12 protein-coding genes are annotated in these 23,577 nt (G+C 75.6%); 2 read left to right on the top strand and 10 right to left on the bottom strand.

Annotated features, from left to right (window positions below; all coding sequences use genetic code 11):
* Positions 1-41: 41 nt before the first annotated feature.
* From AC3EVP_RS13335 to AC3EVP_RS13315, 5 genes are read right to left on the bottom strand one after another with little or no spacing between them, the layout of a single operon-like run.
* Complete coding sequence (locus AC3EVP_RS13335; protein ID WP_435129624.1) at positions 42-4,265, bottom strand: hypothetical protein; 4,224 nt, start codon at positions 4,263-4,265, stop codon at positions 42-44.
* Positions 4,249-5,151 carry a carbohydrate ABC transporter permease gene (locus AC3EVP_RS13330; RefSeq protein ID WP_435129621.1) on the bottom strand — a complete coding sequence of 301 codons (903 nt, stop codon included), beginning with the start codon at positions 5,149-5,151 and terminating at the stop codon, positions 4,249-4,251. Before AC3EVP_RS13330 ends, AC3EVP_RS13335 begins: the two co-directional genes overlap by 17 nt.
* The gene (locus AC3EVP_RS13325; RefSeq protein WP_435129618.1) at positions 5,148-6,065 is read right to left on the bottom strand and encodes a carbohydrate ABC transporter permease; all 918 of its coding nucleotides are present in this window, start codon (positions 6,063-6,065) and stop codon (positions 5,148-5,150) included. The genes AC3EVP_RS13330 and AC3EVP_RS13325 overlap by 4 nt, the downstream gene beginning before the upstream one ends.
* A complete protein-coding gene (locus AC3EVP_RS13320; protein WP_335973379.1) occupies positions 6,062-7,369 on the bottom strand; it encodes an ABC transporter substrate-binding protein in 1,308 nt (435 codons plus the stop codon). Before AC3EVP_RS13320 ends, AC3EVP_RS13325 begins: the two co-directional genes overlap by 4 nt.
* The gene (locus AC3EVP_RS13315) at positions 7,366-10,362 is read right to left on the bottom strand and encodes an alpha-L-rhamnosidase (RefSeq protein ID WP_435129615.1); all 2,997 of its coding nucleotides are present in this window, start codon (positions 10,360-10,362) and stop codon (positions 7,366-7,368) included. Before AC3EVP_RS13315 ends, AC3EVP_RS13320 begins: the two co-directional genes overlap by 4 nt.
* Before the next feature lie 316 nt (positions 10,363-10,678).
* Between AC3EVP_RS13315 and AC3EVP_RS13310 the strand changes: the two genes are divergently transcribed.
* Positions 10,679-12,061, top strand: coding sequence for an aminotransferase class V-fold PLP-dependent enzyme (locus AC3EVP_RS13310; protein ID WP_335973372.1), 1,383 nt, complete (start codon positions 10,679-10,681; stop codon positions 12,059-12,061).
* Here AC3EVP_RS13310 and AC3EVP_RS13305 read toward each other — a convergent pair.
* Positions 12,039-13,919, bottom strand: a complete 1,881-nt coding sequence (locus AC3EVP_RS13305; RefSeq protein WP_435129611.1) for an ATP-binding cassette domain-containing protein — start codon at positions 13,917-13,919, stop codon at positions 12,039-12,041. The two genes, AC3EVP_RS13310 and AC3EVP_RS13305, sit on opposite strands and share 23 nt — an antisense overlap.
* A 334-nt stretch (positions 13,920-14,253) precedes the next feature.
* Between AC3EVP_RS13305 and AC3EVP_RS13300 the strand changes: the two genes are divergently transcribed.
* A complete protein-coding gene (locus AC3EVP_RS13300; protein WP_435129608.1) occupies positions 14,254-15,843 on the top strand; it encodes a hypothetical protein in 1,590 nt (529 codons plus the stop codon).
* Positions 15,844-15,927: 84 nt separating this feature from the next.
* On the opposite strand, the gene AC3EVP_RS13295 is transcribed toward AC3EVP_RS13300, so the two are convergent.
* From AC3EVP_RS13295 to AC3EVP_RS13280, 4 genes are all read right to left on the bottom strand, one after another.
* Complete coding sequence (locus AC3EVP_RS13295) at positions 15,928-16,572, bottom strand: HNH endonuclease family protein (RefSeq protein WP_335973364.1); 645 nt, start codon at positions 16,570-16,572, stop codon at positions 15,928-15,930.
* A 202-nt stretch (positions 16,573-16,774) separates the two neighbouring features.
* Positions 16,775-18,073: a TerD family protein gene (locus AC3EVP_RS13290; protein WP_435129604.1), complete on the bottom strand. Its 1,299-nt coding sequence runs from the start codon at positions 18,071-18,073 to the stop codon at positions 16,775-16,777.
* 34 nt (positions 18,074-18,107) lie between these two features.
* Complete coding sequence (locus tag AC3EVP_RS13285) at positions 18,108-22,385, bottom strand: ABC transporter ATP-binding protein (protein ID WP_435129601.1); 4,278 nt, start codon at positions 22,383-22,385, stop codon at positions 18,108-18,110.
* Positions 22,385-23,434, bottom strand: coding sequence for an ABC transporter substrate-binding protein (locus AC3EVP_RS13280; RefSeq protein WP_435129598.1), 1,050 nt, complete (start codon positions 23,432-23,434; stop codon positions 22,385-22,387). Before AC3EVP_RS13280 ends, AC3EVP_RS13285 begins: the two co-directional genes overlap by 1 nt.
* Between the last annotated feature and the right edge of the window lie 143 nt (positions 23,435-23,577).

The following is a 23,577-nucleotide window of genomic DNA, read 5'->3' as shown; positions in this document are numbered from 1 at the left end:
GTGTCGCCCCGTGCGGTGGGCGCGGCACGCGCCGGGGCGGGTCAGGCGCCGCGGCAGCCGCCACCGGCGGAGGGCGGCGGGGCGTCGGTGAGCAGCCGGACCGGGCCGAGCAGGCCCGAGACGCGCTGGCCGGGGAAGACGAAGTGCGTGGGGCTGGTGGCGTCCAGCCACGGCGCGAGGGTGCCGAACACCGTGACGTCCACCGTGTTCGGGCCCGGCGCCACCAGCCCGGTCAGGTCGAAGACGTACGGGCCGCAGATCCGCACCCCCGCCGGGACACCGCCGACCGCCACCTCCGCGGTGCCGCGGACCCGGCCGAGGTCCAGACGCACCCGCCCGGCCGCGGCCGGCACGTGGAAGACCCGCCGGTAGCGGACCCCGCCGCTGTACCCGGCCAGGCCGCGGTCCTCCCAGTCGCCGACCGCGATCCGGCCCGGGCCGACCTCGCAGCGCAGCGGCCCGGCCAGGGCGGCGCCGCCCTCGCACCCCGGCTCCGGGACCAGCCGCAGCGCGGCCCGGCGCACACCCGGCAGGTCCGCTCCGGCGGCCAGGCACGCGGACAACGTCTGCCGTCCGCGGGCGCCGGGCGTACGGCCGCGCTCCTCGCCGTCGACGAACAGCGTGCCGCCGCCGTACACGTCGACCGCCACCCGTACGGCGCCGGGCGGCAGTTCGCACCACAGCCACTCCACCCGGGGCCGGGCCCGCCCCGGCACCGCGAACCCCGCGGGCAGCACGGTGCCGTCGTCGGCGTCCGGGTCCAGCCAGGCCGCGCCCGGCAGCGGGTGCGGCCGCCGCCACAGGTGGAGGGCCGCCGGGTCGCCCTCGGGCGCGCGCCGCACCACCGGCGGCACCCGTACGCCGCCGCGCTCCGCCCACCAGCGGCCGTCGCTGTGGAAGGCCGCGGCCACGGCTCCGGCGGCGTCGTGGCAGCGCGCGTCCACCAGCACCGCCAGGCCGTCGCCGCCCGCGCCCTCCACCACGATCTCGTTGCGGCCCGCCCGCAGCGCCGCGGCCACCTCGTGCCGCCGCACCCGCGGCACCGCGTGCTCCACGTACGGGTCGAACCCGCCCTGGCGGCCGACCACTTCGCCGTTGACCCGCAGCACGCACCGGCCGAGGGCGGCGACCTGCACCACGGCGCGCGCGGGCCGCCGCGCCAACGTCACGGAGGTTCCCACACGTACGGCTCCTTCAACAGCCTCATCAGGCGGGGGAGTCGCGGTGATCCACTCCGGGCGGCGGTAGCGTGCCGCGTCCCGGACCAGCGCCATGTGCACCCGCAGGTCCGTGTCCTGATCCGGCGTCAGGTCCAGCTCCAGCGGGATACGGCCGGGTGCCAACCGCACCCGGCCGAGGGCGAGATGGCCGCCGTCCGCCAACTCGACCGGCCGCCCGGCCAGCCGCACCGCCTTCGCCGCGGCGGCGCCGACCGCGAGGTGCCCCTCGAACGGCGCCGGAAGCAGCAGGTCCGCGGCCACCCGCCGGGTCGTGCCCGCGGGCGTCGGACCGACGTGCACGAACTCCTCCGGCACGTGGCCCTTCGGGCCGAGCACCGCCCGGTGCACCGGGTCCTTCCGGATGCCGCGCGTTTGCGACCACTCCAGCACCCGCACCGCCTCCCCGGCCGCGCCCCGCAGCACCGCGTGCGGCCCGAACGTGGCGTGCACGCCCACCGCGTCCGGCACCGCGCCGCTGCCTGCCTCGGCCCATCCGTCCCGCACGCCGTCCTCCCCGGCCGCCTCCACCCGGTGCCGGAACGTGTGCACCTCGGTGCGGACCAGCCCGGGCTGTTCGGGCCGATTGCCTGCCGGACGGTCGAAGTCGCCCCAGGAGTTGTCGGCGGTCGGCACCAGCACCGACTCCCACGCGGTGCCGGGAGGCAGCGTGGTCACGTGGACGGGGGCGGCGGGGATGCTGTACCGCGCGGGGCCGCCCACCGGGTCCGCACCGGCGGCCGGCGGGAGGAGGAGCAGGAGCGCGGCGGGGCCGGCGTCGAAGGGGACCTCGATGTCGTGGTGTCCGGGGGAGTCCGGGGCGGGGGTGGGGGTCAGGGTGCGGGGGGCGGCGCCGAACGGGTCGAGGAGGAGGGCGGGGCCGGGCGCGGGCCCGGTGCGTACGCGCACGCGGGCGGTGGGGGCGTAGCGGGCCGGGTCGAAGTCGTAGCGGGCGTCGAGCCAGCCGAGGGCGGCGCCGCGCGCGTCGGGGGCGGCGACGCGGGCGCGGGTCGCGCGGGGGGAGGCCGCCGTCAGGAACACGACCGTGGTGTCGGCGACCTGCCGGACGAGCGCGGGCACCGTCGCCTCGACGCGCGGCCGCGGTCCGGCGGTGGCGTCCGTCAGCCGGCCGGCCGAGGCGACGAAGGCGGCCCGCCCGTCGGAGAAGCACGCCCGCAGCGCGCCGAGGGCCTCGGCGCCGTCCGCGCCGACCGCCTCCTCGGGCAGCGCGCCCACCGCGACGACCCGGCCGCCGGCGGTCGCGAACTGCGCCAGCCGGCGGGCGGTGTCCGCGGTGAGGACGGTGCACGCGGGCAGCAGGACCGTCGCGTAGCGCTCCTCGGCGACGCACAGCCGCGGCCCGTCCCCCGATCCGTCCCCCGATCCGCCGCCCGAACCGGCCGACGATCCGTCCGCGGGCGCGCCGCCGTGTACCTCCGCCCGCGCCAGGGAGTCGTCGTCGATCACGTCGGCGTCGCGGCCGAGCCGGTCGAGCACGCCGGGCCGGGTGCGGAACCAGGCCATGTCGCCGACGAGTTCGAGATACGTCTCCTGGGCGCGGGCCGCTGCCGCCGAGACGCCGTCCAGCGCGGTGCCGGCCTGCGCGGTGGTGGTGGGCGCGAGCACCGCGGTGTCGCACAGGTGGCGGCCCAGGCCGAGCACCGCGCACAGCCGGGTGACGGCGGCGGCGAAGACCCGGTAGTGGCGCCAGTACGGCTGGCGCCAGTCGGTGCCCGGCGGCGCCCACTCCCACCAGCCGCCCTTGGTGGTGCTGTACACCGCGTGCGGGTTGTACAGCGTCGCGCCGGCGCGCAGCCACGGCAGCAGCCAGTCGTAGGTCTCCTCCAGGGTGCCGCCCCACCCGGTGGAGTGGAACGCCTCGATCCAGGTGCGGCGGCGGCCGTAGAGGTGGGCGAGCGAGGAGTGCACGCGGGCGTCGCCGTGGTGGTCGCTGCCCGGCGCGGAGAACCAGCGGTGGGTGCGGGCGTAGTCGGCGTAGAGCTGGACGCCGCCGACGGGGTGGCCGGCGCGGGCCGGGTCCTGCTGGTCGCAGCCGACGAGCAGCCCGTGCCGTTCGTGCCAGGCGGCGAGCGGGCGGAAGAACGCGGCCTCGGCCAGCTCCGCCCGGGTGAGCTGGTAGTCGTGCCGCACCTGGGCGACGCCCGGGCCGGTGCCGGCGGGATCTGCGGCAGTGGGGCCGGCGCTCGTACGAGGGGTGCCGCCGTCGTCGTACAGGGCGGGCAGATGCGGCCGCAGGTCGTACCCGCGCCGGCGCGCGAACTCCTCGGCGAAGTCCGCCGACCAGGTGGGCAGGGACGGCAGTTCGTCCTGGAAGGAGCCGACGACCACGCTGCCGAGCCGGTCGCCGAGGTGCCGCTCGAACGCGCCGTGCACCCGGTCCAGGAGCGCCGCGCACGCCTGCGCGCCGAGGTAGTCGAAGCCGCGCGCCACATGGTGGTGGAGCGTCAGCCGCCAGCGCCCCGGGCCCGGCGGCCGCACCGCCCGGCCGTCGACGGGGAGGTACACCGCGGGACCGGCCGGGCGGCCGGCGGCGGACAGCGGTACGGCGTGGCCGGCGACGGGCTGCCCGTGCGCGGGGCAGCGCAGCACACCGGTGCCGTCCACGTCGGCGCGGACGCGTTCCAGCGCGCGTCCGCCGTAGTCCGGCCGCTCGTCGACCAGCCGGGCCTGGAGGTCGGCGCCGGAGAAGCCCAACTGGTCGTAGAACCACAGGAAGACGCCCAGGGCGGCGGCGTCCTCGCACACCCCGTCGAGCAGTTCCCACCAGGCGGCCGACATGAAGGGCGGGTCGTCGGCGTCGGACCCGAACAGCGGCCCGGACGGTGCCAGGTTGAGGATGACGAGGTGGAACACCCCGCCCTCGGCGAAGCGTTCGAGCTGCGCCCGCAGCCGGGCCCGCTCCAGCCGCTCCCCGCTCCACCACCACAGCGCGGCCGGCGAGAAGGCGCGCGGCGGGTCGGCCATGACCGCGGCGATCTCCGCGGGGACCGCGGGCCCGGCGGGCGGGCCGTCAGCCCTTGAGGCCACCGGCGAACCCCTTGATCACGTAGCGCTGGAGCAGCAGGAAGACCACGAGCACCGGCAGCGCGGCGAGGACCAGTCCGGCGAAGACCAGGCCGTAGTCGGAGACGTACTGCCCGACGAAGGAGAAGACCGCCACCGGCACGGTCTGCTTGCCCGAACCGCCCAGGTACAGCAGCGGGGTGAAGAAGTCGTTCCAGACGAAGACCGCGTTGAGGATGATCACGGTGCCGGTGACCGGCCGCAGCAGCGGGAAGACGACCCGGGTGAACGCCTGCCGGTGGTCGCAGCCGTCGATCAGCGCGGCCTGCGCGTAGTCCCGGGGCAGCGCCCGGATGAAGCCGGTGTAGAGGAAGACGGTGAACGGCATCTGGATGCCGGTGTAGAAGAGGATCATGCCCTGGTAGGTGCCGAGCCAGCCGAGGTCGTCGACCAGCTTGTACAGCGGGATCATGCCGAGCTGGAAGGGCAGCACGATCCCGAGCAGGAACAGCACGTACAGCCCGTAGCCGAGGCCGCTCGCGCACCGCGCGAGGTAGTAGGCGCCGGTGGAGCCGACGACGACCAGCAGCACCAGGCTCGCCGCGGTGATGACCGCGCTGTTGACCAGCGCCGAGCCGAGCGACGCCGACGACCAGGCGTCGCCGAAGTTGCCGAATGTCGGCGACGTCGGCGGCGACAGCGGCGAGTCGGCGATCTGCTGCGGGTTCTTCAGCGCCAGCGTCACCAGGGCGTACACCGGGAAGAGGAACGCGACGGCGGCCGCGACCATCGCCAGCTCCAGCAGGTAGCGCCCGTAGCCCGGCCGTCGGCGCCGGCGGCCGGGCGCGGCCACCGGGCGCCCGGCGCCGCCGGCGTCCGCGCCGACCGGTCCGGCCGTCGCGGCGGTCACGCGGCGACCTCCCGGGCCCGCAGGTAGTGCAGCTGGACCAGGGAGACCGCGGCCACGAACAGCGCGAGCACCAGCGCCACTGCCGTGCTGTAGCCGAACTTCCCGTACACGAACGCCTCCTTGTACAGCACCGTGGACAGCGTCTCGCTCGACGTGCCGGGACCGCCGTCGGTCGCGGCGTACACCTGGTCGAAGAGCTTGAGGCCGCCGATGGTCGACAGCATCAGGTTCACCGTCAGCGCGGGCGCCAGCAGCGGCCAGGTGACGTAGCGGAACCGCTGCCAGGTCCCGGCGCCGTCGATCCGCGCCGCCTCCTGGAGCTCGGGCGGCACGTCCTGGAGCCCGGCCAGGAAGATCACCATCGAGTAGCCGGCGTACTGCCAGACCACCATCGCCGCCACCGACCACAGCGTCAGCGACGGGTCGCCCAGCCAGTCCTGCCGCAGCCCGCCGAGCCCGACCGCGCCGAGCACGCCGTTGAGCCCGGCGCCGCTGTCGGGGTTGTAGACGTACTTCCACAGGAACGCCACCATCACCGGGCTGACCACGGCGGGCGCGAAGAAGACCACCCGCAGCAGCGTCCTGGAGCGGATGTTGGCGTTGACACCGAGCGCCAGCAGCAGCCCGACGAGGTTCTGCACCACCACGATCGCCACGGTGAGCAGCAGCGTGTTGCCGATCGACTGCACGGCCCGGTCGTTGTGCAGCAGGGTGTGGAAGTTGGCCAGGCCGACGAAGGAGAACGACCCGATGCCCGACCAGTCGGTGAACGCGTAGACCACGCCCGCCACGCTCGGGTACAGCACCACGAGCGCGTACACCGCCAGCGCGGGCAGCACGAAGACCCACGGCGGCACCGTGGGGTCGCGCCGGCGCAGCCGGACGGCGGGCTTCACGGCGGCCGCCCGCTTCACGACGCCTTCCTGTACGCCTTGTCCATCTGCGCCAGCGCGCCCTTGACGTCGGTGCGGCCGGCGAGCAGGTCCTGCACGGCGGCGAAGTGGGCGGGCTGCACCTCGGCGTTGGGCCAGCGCTGGTCCATGAACGGCACGGCGCGCCCCGCGTCGATGATCGGCAGGAACGGCGACAGCACCGGGTCGAGCTTGGTGGTCGCGTCCCGCGAGAAGGGGATGGCGGACACCGCCGACGCCCAGGCGTTGAGGTTCTTCTGCTCGCCGAGGAACGCGACGAACTGCTTGGCCTTGGCGGCGTTCCTCGCCCGCGCGGAGACCCCGAGCCCGACGACGATGCCCGCCGGTATCCACAGCTTCGACGCGTCGTCGCCGCCGGGGAAGGGGAACATGCCGAGGTCGTCGGGGGACTTCGCGGCCTGCCGGAAGTTGGCGAGCACCGAGGTGACCTGAACGGCCATGGCCGCCTTGCCGGTTGCCACCATCGAGGTCTGCTGCTCGTACGTGGTGCCGTCGGGGTGGTCGTTGAAGAAGCCGCGCTTCTGCAGCTCCAGGTAGCGGCCCATCGCGTCGGCCCAGCCCGAGCCGGCGAACGTCGCCTTCCCCGCGGCCATCTCGTCGTCGAAGTGCGGGTCCTTCGCGTACACGGCGTTGGGCACCAGCGCGTAGGTGATGAGCTGGGTGACCCAGGGCGTCTGCGCGCCGAGGGCGATCGGGATCGTGCCCTTGGCCTTCAACTTGCCGCACACGTCCAGCAGTTCGGACCAGGTGCCGGGCGGCTCCACCCCGGCGTCGGCGAACGCCTGCTTGTTGTAGATGGCGCCGATGACGCTGCTGCCCGCCGAGTACAGGTACGTGTGGCCGTCCCTGCGGTAGGCGGCGTCGAAGTTCTTCGGGATGGTCTTGGTCCACGCCTGGTCGTCCAGGTCCGCCAGCAGCCCCGCCTTGGCCAGCTCCACCATGGACATCGCGCTGCCGCTGCCGGGGTAGAGCACATGCACGTCGGGGGCGTTGCCGCCGGCGAGCTGGGTGCGGACCACCGTCTGCACCTGGTCGGTGGGCGCGAAGGAGGTGCTGAAGGAGACACCCGGGCGGCTCTTGCGGTAGGCGGCGATCAGCTCGGTGACCGGCTGCTGCTCGTCGGCCACCCCGACGACCCGCACCTTGCCGCCCGAGCCGCCCGACCCGGAGCAGGCCGCAAGGACCGGGGACAGCGCGGCCGCGGCCGCGACACCGCCACCGGTCCGCAGCAGTCCTCGGCGGCTGACTGCGCCCTGGCCGGGCAGGCTGCGGGAACCCGTGCTCATGCTGTGTCCTCCTCAGGGTGGCCGGCGGGCGGGAGTGCCGCCGCCGGGCGGTACACGGCGGTGAAGTGGTAGGTGCCGGAGGCGACGTGGCGGTGGACGTGACCGGGGACGGGGGAGGGGTCGGGTGCGGGGCTGGGCCCGGGTGCGGGTGGCGGGGCCGGCGCGGACCCGGGCCCGGCTGCGGGTACGGGTACGGGTTCCGGGCGGCGGCCCGGCGTGCGGGACGGCTCGGCGCTCTCGCGGACCGAGTCCGGATCGGTGGTGGGCACGTACACGTCGGCGGTGGCGCCCGGCGGCACCTGCACGCGCAGGCTGATCCGGCCGCCCTCGCGCCGCCACCGCACGTCGACGGTGCCGCGCGCGGACTCGTACCGGGCGCCGGCGTGGTCGAAGGCGCCCGGGCGGGGCCGGACCAGCAGCCGCCGGTACGCCACGGAGTCCGGGTGCTGGTCCAGGCCCGCGACACCGCGGTAGAGCCACTCCCCGACGGAGCCGAGCGCGTAGTGGTTGAAGGAGTTCATCGCCGGTGCCCGGAAGCCCGCCTCGGGGGTCCAGCCGTCCCAGCGCTCCCAGATCGTGGTGGCGCCGTGCCGCAGCGGATAGCGCCAGGACGGGACGTCGGTGCGGCGCAGCAGCGCGTGGGCGAGGTCGGCGCGGCCGTACGCGTCGAGGACGGGCGCGGCGAGCGCCACCCCGAGGAAGCCGGTGTGCAGGGCGGGCCCGGCCGCCTCGACGAGTTCGGCGAGCCGGCGGGCGGCGGGGGCCGCGAGGCGCGCGGGCAGCAGGCCGAAGGCGAGTGCCAGCAGGTAGCCGGTCTGGGTGTCGCCCGCGATCCGCACCTGCCGCGGGCCGCCGCCGTCGCTGTCGTGGGCGATGCCGCCGTCAGCGCCGCCGTGCGGTTCCGTGGTGACGAAGCGGGCGGTGAACGCGGCTCGTACGGCGGCGGCCAGCCCGTGGTGCTCGGCGGCGACGTCGTGCCGGCCCAGCTCCTGCGCGGCCAGCGCGGTGAGGTGGGCGCTGTGCGCGAAGTACGCGGTGGCGACGACCTCGCGCGGGGTCGGCGTGCCGGGCGCGAGCCAGTCCGCGAAGTGCGGGCCCACCCGGTTGCGCCACACCAGGTCGGGGTTGTGCCGGTGGACGAGGGCGACCCAGGCCCGCATCGCGTCCAGCGCCCGGCTCAGGAACCGCCGGTCGCCGTACGTCCGGTACAGGTGCCAGGGCACGATGACGCCCGCGTCGGCCCAGCCGGGCGCGCCCTCGTCGGCGACGCCGGCCAGCCGCGGCGCCACGTTGGGGAACCCGCCGTCGGGGGTGCGGGCGTCGGCGACGTCGTCCAGCCACTTGGTGAAGAAGGCCGCGACATCCGCGTTGAGCGCCGCCGTGGGCAGGAAGACCTGCGCGTCGGCGGTCCAGCCCAGCCGCTCGTCGCGCTGCGGGCAGTCGGTGGGCACGCTCACGAAGTTGGAGCGCTGGCCCCACTCGACGCAGGAGTGCAGCCGGCGCACCTCCGGGTCGGAGCAGTCGAAGGAGCCCGACCAGGCGGTGTCGCTGTGCAGGGCGACGGCCACCACGTCGGTCGCCGACAGCTCCGGCAGGCCGCTGATCTCGGCGTAGCGGAAGCCGTGGTAGGTGAAGCGCGGCTCGAACTCGACCCGGTCGCGGCCGTCGCCGACCAGGACGTCGGTGGCCGCGGCCGTGCGCAGGTTGGCGGTGTACAGGCGCTGCCCATCGAGGACTTCGGCGTGCCGGACGACCAACCGGGCGCCTTCGGCGAGGCGGTTGACGGTCAGCCGGACCCGCCCGGCGAGGTTCTGCCCGAAGTCCACGATGTGGGTGTCCGGTCCGACCCGGGTGATGGCGGCCGGCGGCAGCTCCGCCATGGCCCGCACGGGTTCGTCGACGGCGGCGACCAGGGTGCGGTGGTCGGCGTCCACCACCAGGGCCGGCGCCCAGCGGCCCGCGTCGTAGCCCGGCAGCTCCCAGCCGTCCGCGGCCCGCCGCAGGTCGTGGCACTCGCCCTTGAGCAGGTCGGCGTACCGGATCGCGCCGGTGCGGGTGCGCCATGTGCGGTCGGTGACCACGGTGCGCACGGTGCCGTCGGCGGCGGTGAGGTGCAGTTCGGCGAGGAACTGCGGGCGGGTGCCGTAGTGCGCGCCGGCCCGGCGCGGCTCGAAGCCGACGAAGCCGCTCCACCAGCCGTCGGCGAGGGTGGCGGCCAGGACGTTCTCGCCGGGGACGACCAGCTCCGTGACGTCGTAGGTCCGGTACTGGACGCGGCGGGTGTAGTCGGTCCAACCGGGGTCCAGTTGGGCGTCGCCGACCCGGGTGCCGTTGAGGTGCACCTCGTACAGGCCGCGGGCGGTGACGTACAGGCGGGCGCGGGCGAGCGGGGAGGCGCCCGGGGTGCCGGCCGGGCCGGGGAAGGCGCGGCGCAGCAGCGGACAGGGCGACAACCCGTAGTCGTCCAGCGCGAGTTCGCCCTCGGTGGGCGCGTCCATGACGTCGACCGGGTTCGGGTCGTGGGTGATCCAGGAGGCGCGCCACTGCGGCGGGCCCGACCCGGGCGCGCCGCCGGGCGGGCGCATCGCCATGCCCGTCTCGAACCAGGAGGACGCGGCCGCCGGCGGCCCGCCCGCCGCCGCCCACACCTGCACGCGCCAGTGGTAGCGGGTCCGTGCGCGCAGCGGCCCGCCCGCGTACACCGCGGCGATCGCGCCCGCGTCCTCGACCCGGCCGCTGTCCCATTGCGGGGCGCCCGCCGGGTCCGGCTGCTCGCCGTTCCGCTCGTCGTCCAGGGGCTGTTCGGCGACCACCACCCGGTAGGCGGCCGGGGCGTCGCCGCGCAGGTCCGACGCGAGGCGCCAGGACAGCAGCGGGGCGCCGTCGTCGATGCCGAGGGGAGTGGTGCGGTGGTCGCACCGCAGGGCGTACGGCCGCAGTGCGGTCACCGGCACGTCCTCCTTCCACACCATCTGACGCGTGAAGACGATCATCGTGGATGTGAAAACTAACGGCCATTCTGTGGCGTGGAGACTATGATCCCCCTGTGACGGGTGTCAATAGCCGCGTACGGCCGCCTCCACGGGGGCCTCGAACACCCGAACCACCCGCCTGACGCCCTCTTGTCGCCGGCGCCCCCCTGGTGATATCCGCACGTGATAACCACATCCGCGGACGTGAAATCGCGCTGCGGGGACGGGCGGCCGGACGAACACGACCCCGAACAGGCGCCACCCTTCCGCGCGTCACGGGCCCGGGGGCATGCTGGGGGAGGAACTGCTCGGGGGAGCGAAGGGCGGTGAGCCTGGGATGCGGACCATCGACGCACTGCGCGCCGCGGCGGACGGATACCGCTACCTGGACGAGGGCGGCCACGTCTACCTCGACTTCACCGGCGCGGGACTGCCCGCGAGGGCCCAACTGCGGGCGCACGCCGCGCGCGTGACCGCCGGCTGCTACGGCAACCCGCACTCCGTCAGCCCCGCCTCCGCGGCCTCGGGCGAGCTGGTGGAGCGCGCCCGCCGCCGGGTGCTCGCCCACTTCGACGCCGACCCGGCGCAGTACGCGGTGGTGTTCACCGCCAACGCCACCGGCGCCTGCCGGCTCGTCGGCGAGGCGTACCCCTTCGCGCCGGGCACCCGGCTGGTCCTCACCCTGGACAACCACAACTCCGTCAACGGCCTGCGGGAGTACGCCAGGAGCCGCGGCGCCGACACCGTGTACGTACCGCTGCGCGCGCCCCTGCTCGGCGTGGACGAGGACGCGATGGACGCGGTGCTGGCCGACCCGCCGCCGGGCGGCGGCCTGCTGGCCTACCCGGCGCAGAGCAACTTCAGCGGCGTACGCCACTCGCTCGCGTGGATCACCCGGGCGAAGGCGGCCGGGTGGGACGTGCTGCTGGACGCGGCCGCCTACGTGCCGGCCAACCGGCTCGAACTGTCCGAGCTGCGACCGGACTTCGTGGCGGTGAGCTGGTACAAGGTGTTCGGCTACCCGACCGGCGTCGGCTGCCTGCTCGCCCGCCGGGACGCACTGGCCCGGCTGCGCCGCCCCTGGTTCTCCGGCGGCACCATCCACGTCGCCAGCGCCCAGGGCCAGTGGCACCACATGGCCGACGGGGAAGCCGCGTTCGAGGACGGCACCGTCAACTACCTGAGCATCCCCGACGTCGAAGTCGGCCTGGACTGGGTCGAGTCGGTCGGCATCGACGCGATACACCGCCATGTCACCGCGCTCACCGACCAGTTGCTCACCGGACTGGCCGGGCTGCGGCACTCCTCGGGCGCGCCGCTGGCCCGCGTCTACGGCCCGCCCGGCACCGACGGCCGCGGCGGCACCGTGGCACTCAACCTGCTCGACCCGTCCGGCGCCGTCATCGACGAGCGGATCGTCGCGCGCGACAGCGCCGCCCGCACCATCTCGCTGCGCACCGGCTGCTTCTGCAACCCGGGCACCGGAGAGGCCGCCTTCGCGATCGACCGGCGCACCCTGGACGGCGCGGTGCGCACCGCCACCGGCACCATCGACGACTACCTGGGCCGCCTCGGCCTGCCCTCCGGCGGCGCGGTCCGGGTCTCCCTCGGCCTGCCCTCCAACCGCGCCGACGTCACCGCCTTCCTGGACTTCGCGGCCGCCACCTACCGCGACCGCACCCCGGACCCGGCCGGGCTCAGCCCGCGGCTGGTGTGCTGACCGCTGCCGCCCGGGCGCCCTTCCCGGCCCCGGCCCCGGTGCTCCGCGCGGGCCGGCCGACCGTACGGCACCGCCCGGCCAGCACCGCCCACGCCGCCGCGAGGAACAGCGCGGCGAACCCCGCCAGCAGCAGCCAGTCCACCCACACCGCCCGCCCGAACGAGTCGCCGTAGGACGCCAGCAGCGGCGGCCCCAGCGGCGAGGCGCCGTGCGCCCACAGCCGGGGCAGCCCGATCCCGCCGCCCAGCGCCTCGAACGCCCACCGGTTGGTCATCGCCGCGCTCAGCACCCGCCCCGCCCACGCCATCTGCGGCACCGGCACGAACGCACCGGAGAAGAGCACCTGCGGGAAGCACAGCAGCGGCAGCATCAGCGTCGCCTGCTGCGGCTCGGCCACCGACGAGGACGCCAGCAGCCCCAGGGCCAGCGCCGCCGCCGACGCCAGCAGCACCGTGGTGAACAGCGACCCGTACGTGCCCCACCCGGCGGCCGGCAGCCGGTCCAGGCCGCGCAGCACCGCGAGCAGCAGCGCGTCCGCCCCGGCCAGCACCGGCAGCAGCAGCGCCGCCTTCGACAGCAGGTAAGGGCCCAGCCGCAGCGCGGTCAGCCGCTCCCGGCGCACCACCGGCAGTTCGGCGCTGACCTGGAGCAGGCCGTAGGTCAGCCCGAAGAAGAAGCCGCCGAACGCGATCCAGAACAGGATCATCGCCGCCGAACCCGGGCTGGGCGCGGCCGGGTCGAAGGCGCCCGGGCGGAAGAGCAGCGCGAACATCGCGGCGATCACCACCGGCGAGCCGACCACGACGGCCGCGGTCAGCCGGCTGCGCAGCATCAACTCGGTGCTGCGGCGGGTGAGCAGCCACCACTGGCCGACCGCGCCCAACGGCCGCTGCGGGGAGATGCTTTGACGCTCCGGACCGTCCGGTGCCACGTCCGGTGCCACTTCCGGCGCCGGGGCCGGCGTCGGGTCGGGCTCGGGCAGTTCCGGAAGGTCGCGGGCGCCCCGGCAGGCCACCGCCGCGTACACTTCCTCGACGCTCGGCACCGCGAACGCCGTGGTCAGGTCCTTCGGGCGGCCGAGGTAGCCGGGGCGGCCGTCCGGGGTGAGGAAGAGCACCCGGTCGCAGCGGGCGAGGTCGGCGGGCGCGTGCGTCGTGAGCACCACCGTCACCCCCTCGCCGGCCAGGTCCCGCAGGGTCCGCATGAGCCCGGCGCCGGTGGCCGGGTCGAGCCCGGTGGTCGGCTCGTCGAGGAACAGCACCCGCGGCCGGGTCAGCAGCTCCACCGCGATGCACGCCCGGCGCCGCTCGCCCTCGCTGAGGGTGCGCACCCGCTGGGTGGCCCGCGCGGACAGCCCGACCGCGGCCATCGCGCCGTCCACCGCGGCGGCCCGCCGCTCCCTGCCGGTGCCCGCGGGCATCCGCAGCCGCGCCGCGTAGGACAGCGCCCGCACCAGCGGGAGGTCCTCGTGCATCAGGTTGCCGTGCGGCAGGTAGCCCAGCGCGGACCGCAGCCCGGCCGGGTCGGCGCCGTCATGCAGCACCCGGCCGCGCGAGGGCGGCCGGACCCCGGCGAGGATCTCCAGCAGGGTGGTCTTGCCCGAGCCGCTGCCGCCGGCCAGCGCCAGCAACTCGCCCGGAGCGACGGCCAGATGGATGCCGCTGAGGATGTCCCGGCCGCCCCGCACCCGCCGACCCACGCCGTGGGCCGCGACCGCCAGCCCGGTGCCGGCCGCCATTACCGACGCGTCCGGCCCGTTCGGCCCGTCCAGCCCGGTCGATCCGTCCAGCACGTCCAGTCCGTCCGGTCCGGTCGACCCGTGCACGCCGTCGCCGTCCATGCCGCCGTCCTCGCTCATGTCACCCGCCCCGTCCGCCGCCGGCCGCCCTCTCCCGGGCCCGCCCGTGCGGACTTCCTACCCCGGGGCGGCACGTAGCGTACGCGCCGGGGCGCGCGGCGCGGAGTGAACGGCGTCCTGCGGATGGATGAATACTGCGGGCCGCACCCGATCCGCCGGGTGGTGGCTCCGGGGATGTGCCGCGACGGCAATAGGCTGGTCCGCAGCGGCCGTTGTGCGCCGCCGTCGCTGCCACCGGGCGCCGGTGGCCGCCGCCGCGGGCGGCTGCGGCGGTCCGTGGAGCCGCCGCCTTGACCGTATCCTCGCCTCCTGAAGCCGAATGGGAGCCCGCACCATGTCCGCAAGTCCCCTTGCCCTGCCGCCGGTACGGCTGCTGTCCGTGGACGTGCTCGCCGGGCGGGCGCTGGCCGCGCCGCTGCTCGACCGCGCGCTGCGGCTGACCCGATGGGCCGGACAGGAACGGCGCGTCGACGGCATGGGCGAGCTGCTGGACGACGAACTCGTGGCCGCGGCCGAGGAGTTGGGCCTGACCGGTGGCGAGGGGCAGGCCGACGCCGCGCAGGCGTGGGGCATCGCGGTGGACACCGGGCTGCTCGTGCTGGAGATCGAGGAGGAGGCCGAGGAGTCCACGCCGCCCGGCGAGGCGGCCGGGCGGGCGGTCCCCGGCGAGCTGTACGCGCGGATCGGCGCCGGCGTCGCCGCCGCGGAGGGCGCGGGAGGGGCCGAGGGCGCCGCGGGGGCCGATCCGCACGACGTGCTCGACCTGTGGCTGGGCATGCTGGAGTGCGCGCTCGCCGAGTCCACCGCGCCGGACTTCGACAACCTGCCGGGCGACCTGGACGGCGACTTGGCTGGTGACCTGGGCGGCGACGGCCTTCCGGTGAGCGTCGAGGAGGCGGACCGGGAGGCCGAGGCGGAGGCCGAGCTCCTCGACGCGGCGCTGGTCAACCTGTACGCGCTGTCCGCGATGGAGGACGGCGAGGCGGCGGCCGGCGCAGCGGAGCAGGAAGCGGACGGCGGCGGCCCGGCGGTCCCGCTGCCGGTGCTCGCCGCCTCCCTGGTGCTGCCCGAGGAGGAGGCGGAGCAGCCGAGCGAGGAGGTCCTCGAGGAGGTCACCGCCGTGATGCTCCGGCTGGACGGGCACTTCCGGCTGCTGGAAGGCACCGGCCTGGTCGCGTACACGCCGATGGACGACGCGCTGATCGAGGAGACCGACGACGAGGTGGCCGCGCTCGGCGGCGGCCCCGACGAGCCGGACGACGACGAGATCGCCCGCTACGGCGCGGTCCGGCTCACCGCGCTGGGTACGTACGGCGTCCGCGAGCGGCTGACGGACGCCGGGGCGTACGCGCCGGTGCTCGGCGACCTCGCCGGGGTGAGCGCGGACGACCTGCTCGGCGCGCTCGGCGGCTACCCCGACCACGGGCTGCGGGCCGAGGCGGAGTTGTGGCTCGACCGGCGCGAACCGGCCAAGGCAGCTGCGGAGTTGCTCGCCGCCGCGCAGGACGACGGCGCCGACGGGCCGACCCGGCGGCTGGTCTGCCAGCAGGTGCTGGCGCTGATCGGCGCCCAGGCGGAGACCGCGGTGCGCGACGTCCTCGACGACCCCCGGCTCGGCGGGCTCGCCCGTGTCTGGCTCACCGAGCGCGGCGCGTCCGACGTGCCCGCGCCCACCACCGACATGGTGTACTGGCTGACCATCGACACCATCGCGGCCCAGCTCGCCGCCGACGGCGACAGCGACGAACTCGCCTCCCTCGTCACCGAACTCGTCGCGCGCCACGAGGAGTTCTTCGCCGACGCCTGGCGCGTCGACCACCCGGCCACCGCCGCGGTCCTCGAAGCCATCGGCCGCCTCCACCCCGACCGCCCCACCGCCAAGGCCTCCCGCAAAGCCGCCTTCAAGGCCCGCTCCCGCCCCTGACCGTGCGACGCGGCGCGGGTGGGCGGCGAAGGGGGCCGCCCACCCGGGGCCGGGGCGCCGCTTTCCGGCGAGGGATCGTTTCCGCTAGCAGCCGCTCAGCACCGAGCTGAGCGCGGACTTCTCGGCGCTGTCCACGGTCAGACCGTAGTAGTGCTTGACCTGCACGTAGGCACGCGCGTAGGTGCACTGGTAGGACGCCTGGGGCAGCCACTCCGCCGGGTCGTCGTCACCCTTGGAGCGGTTGGAGTGCGCGGAGACCGCGAGGAGCTGGGGCCGGGTGGTGTCGTTGGCGAACGCCTGGCGCTGCGCGGTGGTCCACGCCCACGCGCCGGAGTCCCACGCCTCGGAGAGCGGCACCAGGTGGTCGATGTCGAAGGTCGACGGGTCGGTGGTGGTGACGCCGTCGTACGGGCTGGTCCAGCTCCCCGAAGTCGCCTTGCAGGAGCTGTCGGTGACGACGTTCGAGCCGTCCCGCTTGATGACGTACTCGCGGGTGTCGCAGGTCCCGGAGATCGTGATCCAGGTCGGGAACAGGTCCCGGTCGTAGGTGGACGCGTGCGTCTCGGGCGTCGCGGTCATCCCCGAGAGGTACGTCCGCGCGGTGGAGGCGGCGATGGGTGTGGGCAGCGCGGCCTGGGCCGTACCGCTGCTGGTGAGCAGGAGGGTGGCCGTGAGCAGGGCTGCCCCGGCTGACGCGCAGAGGCCGCGCAGGAGACGGGTTTTGGGCATGGCTGAGCGCTCCCGTGACTAGAGGGTCGGAAGGTGTCGGGGGGTTGCCCGTCCAGCGTCCCGTCCTCAGGTCTATGCGGGTAGACAGTCAACGGTAAATTTTAGGTGACCATGACATTTTGTTCGGTGTCGGCATGCCAACGGCCCGGTCCCGTACGGGAACCGGGCCGCTTGTTCGAACGGGCGGCGGGTGGCGGGCGGGTCAGAGGGCGGCGGCGCCCGGGTTGACCATGTCGCGCGCGGTGCGGCCGTCGGCGAAGGTACCCAGGGCGGTCATGTCCCACTCGCCGGAGTTCTGGCGGATCAGTTTCGCCATCAGGACACCGCGCTTGGCCTCGCCGTTGGTGAGGTCGAAGCGGACCATCTCCTCGTTGGTGCTCGCGTCGAAGAGCCGGCAGTACGCCTTGGCGACCTTGTTCAGCTTCTGGCCGCTGTAGGAGTTGACGGTGAAGACCAGGCCGGTGGCGTTCGGCGGGAGGGCGCCGAGGTCGATGGTGATGACCTCGTCGTCGCCCGAGCCGGCCCCGGTCAGGTTGTCGCCGGAGTGCTGGATCGCTCCGTTGAGCACGGTGAGCCGGCCGAAGTAGCAGCTGGTGATGTGCTCGCGCTGCGGCCCGTAGACCAGAACCGAGGCGTCCAGGTCGATCGAGCGGCCGCCCCAGGCGGGCTCCCAGCCCAGGCCCATCTTCACCCGGGTCAGCACCGGGCGGCCGCCCTTGACGAGCGAGACCGTCTGGTTCTTCTGGAGGTTCACCCGGCCCTTGTCGAGGCTGATCTTGCCGGTGCCGGTGCCGGTGCCGGTGCCGGTGCCGGTGCCGGTGCCGGGCGCGGCCGCGGCCGGGGGCGGCGGGAACTGCGCGGCGGGTGCGCCCTGCGGGGGCGGCGGCAGGTGCGTGGCCGGCGGCCCGGACGGGGGCGCCGAGAACGGCGCCGCCGGGGGAGCGGCGGGCGGGGCCGGAGGCGGCGGAGGCGTGGCCGCGGGCGGCGCCACCGGCGGCGCGGCCGGGGCCGCGGGCTCCTCGACGCTCACCCCGAAGTCGGTGGCGATCCCGGCCAGCCCGTTGGCGTACCCCTGCCCGACCGCGCGGACCTTCCACGCGCCGCCCCGCCGGTAGATCTCCACGACCACCAGCGCCGTCTCCGGCCCGAGCCCGGCGGGCGCGAAGGTGGCGACCACCGAGCCGTCGGTGCCGCGGAGGGTCGCGGTCGGGGTGGTGCCGGCGAAGACGCCGCCGCCGTCGATGCTGGCGGTCACCACGATCTTGTCGATCTCGGCGGGCACCGCCGCGGTGTCCACCTCGATCGAGTCCGGCGCCGACCGGCCGCCGGAGTGGTGGCTCACCCCGGGGCCCTGCGGCTGGTTGTAGAAGACGAAGTCGTCGTCGGAGCGCACCTTGCCGTCGGCGGTGAGGAGCAGGCCCGACACGTCGAGCCGCACCGGGGCGGTGACGTCGACCACCACTCGGGGTACGGAGAGCGGCACATTCGAGCCAGGCGTCATTGCGGTCATGCTGTAGGTAACGACAGATCGGGCGTCACGGTTCCACCCCGCGGGGCACGGACCGGGCCGCCGGTCCACCCGCACCAGCGGCCGCAGGGGTATCGGCGGCGGTACCCCCGGCCGGGCCGGCACCCGAGCCGGAGGCCGAGTCGGCGTCGGAGCCCGAGCCTGCCTTCGGGTCCGGCGTGGCGTCCGGGCCTGCTTCCGGGTTCGGCGTGGCATCCGGCCCTGCCTTCGGGTCCGGCGTGGCGTCCGCGCCCGCTTCCGGGGCCGGCGCCGGGACCGCGGCGATCCGCCACCCCCGCGCCCGCTCGTACTGCGCCCACAGCTCCGCGTAGCGTCCCCCGCGCGCCAGCAGCTCCGGGTGCGTACCGCTCTCCACCACCCGGCCGCCGTCCAGCACCGCGATCAGATCGGCGCCCGCGACCGTGGTCAGGCGGTGCGCGACCATCAACAGGGTGCGCCCGGCGCCGAGTTCGGCCAGCGCCTCGTGGACCGCCGCCTCGTTCTCCGCGTCGAGCGCCGAGGTCGCCTCGTCCAGCAGCACGATCGGCGCGTCCTTCAGCAGCGCCCGCGCGATCGCCACCCGCTGCCGCTCACCGCCCGACAGCAGGCGCCCGCCCTCGCCGACCCGGCTCGCCCAGCCGTCCGGCAGCCGCTCCGCGATCGGCTCCACCCGGCCCCGCCGAGCAGCGGCCCGCACCTCCTCGCCGGTCGCGTCGGGCCGCCCGAGCCGGATGTTCTCCTCGATCGTGCCGTCGGTGAGGTACACGTCCTGGAAGACCAGCGACACCGCCCTGGTCAGCTCCGCCGACGCCACGTCCCGCACGTCGAGGCCGCCGACCTCCACCCGGCCGCCGTCCACGTCGAAGAAGCGCGCGACCAGCTTGGTGACGGTGGTCTTGCCCGCGCCCGACGGCCCCACCAGCGCCACGGTGCGGCCGGCCGGCACCTCCAGGTCCACGCCGTCGAGCACCGGCCGGTACCCCGGCGCGGAGGCGTCGCCGTAGCCGAAGCGGACACCGGACAGCCGGACCGAGGGCGGGCCCGGGCGGTCCGCCGCCCGCAGCGGCGCGGGCTGCGCCGGCTCCGGCAGCGGCGCCGTGTCCAGGACGGCGGCCACCCGCGCGACCGCCGCCCGGCAGGCGCGCAGCCCGCTCGCGGCGCCCGCCACCACCGAGAACGGCTGGAGGAAGTGCACACCCAGCACCAGCAGCGCCACCAGCCGCGCCGCCCCCACGTCCCCGCCGGTCGCCAGCCGCATCCCCACCACCAGCACGGCGGTGAAGGCGAGTTGGATCGCCAGCCGGCCGAGGTTCTGGCCGGGCAGGGCGCCCAGCACCTCGCGCCGCGCCGCCCGGTGCTGCGCCTCCAGCGCCCCGCCCAGCAGCCCGCGGCCGGCCGCGCCGCGCCCGTACGCCCGCAGGACCGGCTGCGCGCCCGCGAACTCCACCAGCCGCGTGCCCGCCTCGGCCGCCGCCGCGTCGTGCTCGGCCTCCGTACGGTCCGTCACCCGCCGGGCGACCGCGAACACCGCGAGCACCACCGGGACGGTGACCAGCACCGACAGCGCGATCCGCCAGTCGTAGCAGAGCAGGAAAAGGAAGATCACGGCCGGCGTCAGCAGTGCGCCGACCAGCACCTGCGCGAGCCGCACGCCGAGCGTCACCGTCTCCACGCCGGGGCCGATCAGCCGGGGGAGCTCGCCCGTCCTGCGCTCGTCGAACCAGCCCAGCGGCAGCCGCACCACGTGCGCGCCGAGCTTCGCGTACAGGCCGCGCTGCCAGGCCGCCGACAGCCGCAGCGCGCGCATCTCCATCGCGTAGTGCGCGAACCAGCCGACCACCACCGCCGCGGCCTCGGCCGGCAGCCACAGCGCGGCCCGGCCCGCGTCCCCGGACAGCAGCGCGGTCAGCAGCGGTACGAGCAGGCCGAACGCGGCGCCCTCGCTCACCGCGTACACCGCGGTGGCCGCCAGGTGCCCCGCGACCAGCCGCCGCCGCCCGTCGCCCAGCACCCGCCCCAACATCCCCAGAAGCCCCTGCGGGGCGGCTTTTCCGGCCGGACGGCCAGAGGCTGCCGTGCCGGCGGCAGCGGTGTGCCGGGGCGGTGCGATGGCGGAGGCGGTGTCGTTGGCCGGGGTGGCGGTCGCGGGTTTCGCCTCGGGAGCCGAACTGCTCGCCGGTGTGGGGGCGTTGGTGTGGTCAGGGCGGTCGGTGTGTGGCGTGTCGGTGGTGGTGCTATCGGTCGGTGCGATGGGCGCCGCGGTGCCGGTCGCGGTCGCGGTCCTCGCCTCAGGGGCCGAACCGCTCGCCGGTGCAAGGGCGTTGGAAGCGTCAGGGCGGTCGGAGGGGGCCGGGTCGGCGGCTGGCTCGTCGCCGTTCGGGGGGATCGGGGCGGTCACGCCCCTCGTCCCGGCGGCCGAACCTGCCGCCACCGCCCCGGAGTTGGCGGAGGACTTCGCCGGTGAGGCCGCGGCGGCCTCGGCCTTCGGGGCGGGCGGGTGCTGGGCGCGCCACATGCGGGCGTAGGGTCCGTCGGCGGCCAACAGCGCTTCGTGGGTGCCGCGTTCGACGATCTCGCCGGCGTCGAGGACGAGGATCTGGTCGGCGTCCACGACGGTGCGCAGCCGGTGCGCGATGACCAGGAGGGTGCGGCCGGCGGCCAGGCGGGCCACGGCGTCCTGGACGGCGGCCTCGGACTCGGGGTCGGCGAAGGCGCTCGCCTCGTCCAGGACCACGATCGAGGTGTCGGCGAGCAGCGCGCGGGCGATGGAGACCCGCTGCGCCTCGCCGCCGGACAGCCGCGCGTCCTCGCCCACCACCGAGTCGTAGCCGCGCGGCAGCCGGCAGACGCGGTCGTGGATCGCTGCGGCGCGGGCGGCGGCCTCGACCCGCTCCCGGCTCGCCCCGGGGTCGCCGAGCGCGATGTTGTCGCGGACGGACTGCCGCAGCAGCACCACGTCCTGGAAGACGAACCCGACGTGGCGGTGGAGTTCGGCCCGGTCCAACTCGCGGATGTCGACGCCGTCCAGCCGTACCGCGCCGCCGGTCACGTCATGGAAGCGGGCGGGCAGCATCCCCAGCGTGGACTTGCCCGCGCCCGACGGTCCGACCACGGCCGTGACGGTGCCGGGCCGCAGCACCGCGTCCACACCGTGCAGCACCTCGCGGTCCTCGGTGTAGCCGAAGCGCACCGCGTCGAAGGTGAGCGTGGGCGCCGTACCGGGGGCGGGCGCGAGCACCGCGGGGTGCTCGGGCACCGCCTCGGCCGGTTCGCGCAGCAGCCCCGCGACGCGGTGCGCGGCCGCACGGGCCCGGCGGGCCTGGTCGCGGGCGGCGTAGATCGGGGTGAGCTGCTCGAACAGGCCCAGGCCCAGCAGGACGAACGCGATCACCCGCACCGGGTCGGTCCAGCCCGCGCCGACCAGCGCGATGCCGCACCCGGTGACGAGCAGCAGCACCGTGGTCGGGGCGACCGTCGCCCGGGTCAGGCCGCGCTGCTTGGCGAACCCGGCCTGCGCCGCCTCGCCCGCGTCGGCGTACTCCGCCGCGGCCGCGGTGAAGCGGCGCGGCGCGCCCTGCCCGCCGAACGCTTTCGCGACCGCGATGCCGCGCACCAACTCGATGGTGGCGGCGGACAGTTCGAGCCGGGCGGCGCCGATCCGCCGCAGCGGCTCCGCGGTCTTCGCGGCCAGCCGCATCCGGATCGTCTGCGCGCCGCCGACCAGCGCCACGGTGAGCAGCGCCAGCCGCCAGTCCGCCCACAGCAGGTAGCCGACGATGACGGCCGGGCCCGCGACGGCGGCCGCGAGGTCGCCCCTGGCGTGGGCCACGGCGTGGTGCAGCGCGGCCACGTCGTCCTGCACCACGGTCTTGACCTGTGCCGAGACCCCGCCGGCGAACCAGCGCAGCGGCAGCACCGCGAGGTGGTCTTCGAGCGCGCGGCGCAGCGCGATCGCCAGGTCCGCGTCGGCGAGGTGGCTGACCAGCGCGGCCAGCAGCGACAGCACCAGCCGCGCGGCGAGCAGCCCGGCCGCCCACCAGGTGACCGTCCACAGCCCGCCGGCGTCGCCGCTCCACCGGCCGTGCGCGTCCACCCCGGCGAGCAGCCGCCGGGCCAGCTCGACGACGGCCACCATCGGCGCCACCGCGAGTGCGGCCGCCAGCGCCTCCATGACGGCGGCGGCCGTCACCCGCCCCCGTACCGGCCGCTGGATGTCCGCGAGGTCGGCCCGCGCCTCGGCCTCCCGCGTCTCCTGCGCCGCCTTCGCCGCGTCCTGCGTCCCGCCCTGCCGCTGTGTCCGGCGCATCAGGCGGCCGCCACGGCCTTGACGAGCTGCGGCACCGTGCTGTCCAGCCCGTAGGGGATGCTCAGCACGGACGGGAAGGCGACGGCGATCGCGGTCTTGAAGTCCAGGGCGATGTACGAGCCGCGCTTGACCGCCTTGAGGTTGCGGAAGAGCGCGCCCTTCTCGAAGGCGGCCTGGTCCTTGGGGGTGGGGTAGGTGAGGATCAGTACGTCGGCCTCCAGCAGGTCCAGCCGCTCGGCGGAGATCTGGGAGCGGCCCGGGGTGCTGCTCGCGGGCAACTTGGTGACCTGCGGGGCGAGTTCCATGCCGATCTGGCTGAAGAAGACCGCCGAGGCGTCGGTGGGGCTGCTGATCGTGTAGACCTGGCCGGCCGTGACCGGGCCGAACGTGAAGGTCTTGCCGGCGAGTTCGGGGTGGTCGGTGCGGACCCCGGCGATCTTCGCCTTGACCTGGGCGACCAGGTGGTCCGCCTTCGCCTTCTGCCCCAGCGCCTGCCCGGCGCGTTGCGCCATCACGTCCCAGGTGTCCTTGCCGATGCCCGACTTGACGCCGAGCGTGGGGGCGATCGCCTTGAGCTTCGCGAAGTCGTCCTGGAGGGCGTAGTCGTCGGCGGCCAGGATCAGGTCGGGGCGGGCGGCGGCGATCTTCTCCAGCGGCAGCCCGGCGGTGCTGTCGACGAGGGTGACGTCGCTGCCGGGGCGGGCCCAGGGTGAACGCCCGTCGGCGAAGCTGCCGTTGCGGTTGGCGAGGACCAGGCTCGCGCCGAGTGCGAGCGCGAGGTCGGTGTCGCGGCCGTTGCCGTACGCCACCACGCGCTTCGGCGCCGACTTCACGGTGAGCGGGCCGGGTTGGCCCGGCACCGTCACCGGGAAGCCGCCGGCCGTGCCCGTGCTGCTCTTGGCGCTGTCCTTCGGGGCGTTCTTCGTGTCGGAGCCGCAGCCCGTCAGCGTCAGGGCGGCGCCCGAGGCCAGCGCGGCCCCCGCGAACAGGACGCCGCGCCGCGAGGCGGGGACAGGGGCCTTGGCGGTGGTGCGGGGGCGGGCGTTCACGGGCGGGGCTCCTTCGACGTCGGCAAGTTAGGTGAGCCTAACCAAACGCGCCGTCCCTTCGCCCGGGCCTGTCCGGCTGGCGACACAGCCTGTCCGCGGCCTGTCCGCGCCCTTTCCGCCGCCTTCGCCCCGGCCCGCCCGCC

Source organism: Actinacidiphila sp. bgisy144 (assembly GCF_057708105.1).
The sequence above is the reverse complement of the archived record's forward strand: the minus strand, read 5'-3'. Positions and strand labels throughout refer to the sequence as shown.

Coding starts and splice junctions, on each gene's coding strand:
- AC3EVP_RS13290 (WP_435129604.1), bottom strand. CDS start 18,073: ATGACGCCTGGCTCGAATGTGCCGCTCTCCGTACCCCGAGTGGTGGTC.
- AC3EVP_RS13295 (WP_335973364.1), bottom strand. CDS start 16,572: ATGCCCAAAACCCGTCTCCTGCGCGGCCTCTGCGCGTCAGCCGGGGCA.
- AC3EVP_RS13320 (WP_335973379.1), bottom strand. CDS start 7,369: ATGAGCACGGGTTCCCGCAGCCTGCCCGGCCAGGGCGCAGTCAGCCGC.
- AC3EVP_RS13305 (WP_435129611.1), bottom strand. CDS start 13,919: ATGAGCGAGGACGGCGGCATGGACGGCGACGGCGTGCACGGGTCGACC.
- AC3EVP_RS13300 (WP_435129608.1), top strand. CDS start 14,254: ATGTCCGCAAGTCCCCTTGCCCTGCCGCCGGTACGGCTGCTGTCCGTG.
- AC3EVP_RS13285 (WP_435129601.1), bottom strand. CDS start 22,385: ATGCGCCGGACACAGCGGCAGGGCGGGACGCAGGACGCGGCGAAGGCG.
- AC3EVP_RS13315 (WP_435129615.1), bottom strand. CDS start 10,362: ATGATCGTCTTCACGCGTCAGATGGTGTGGAAGGAGGACGTGCCGGTG.
- AC3EVP_RS13310 (WP_335973372.1), top strand. CDS start 10,679: ATGCGGACCATCGACGCACTGCGCGCCGCGGCGGACGGATACCGCTAC.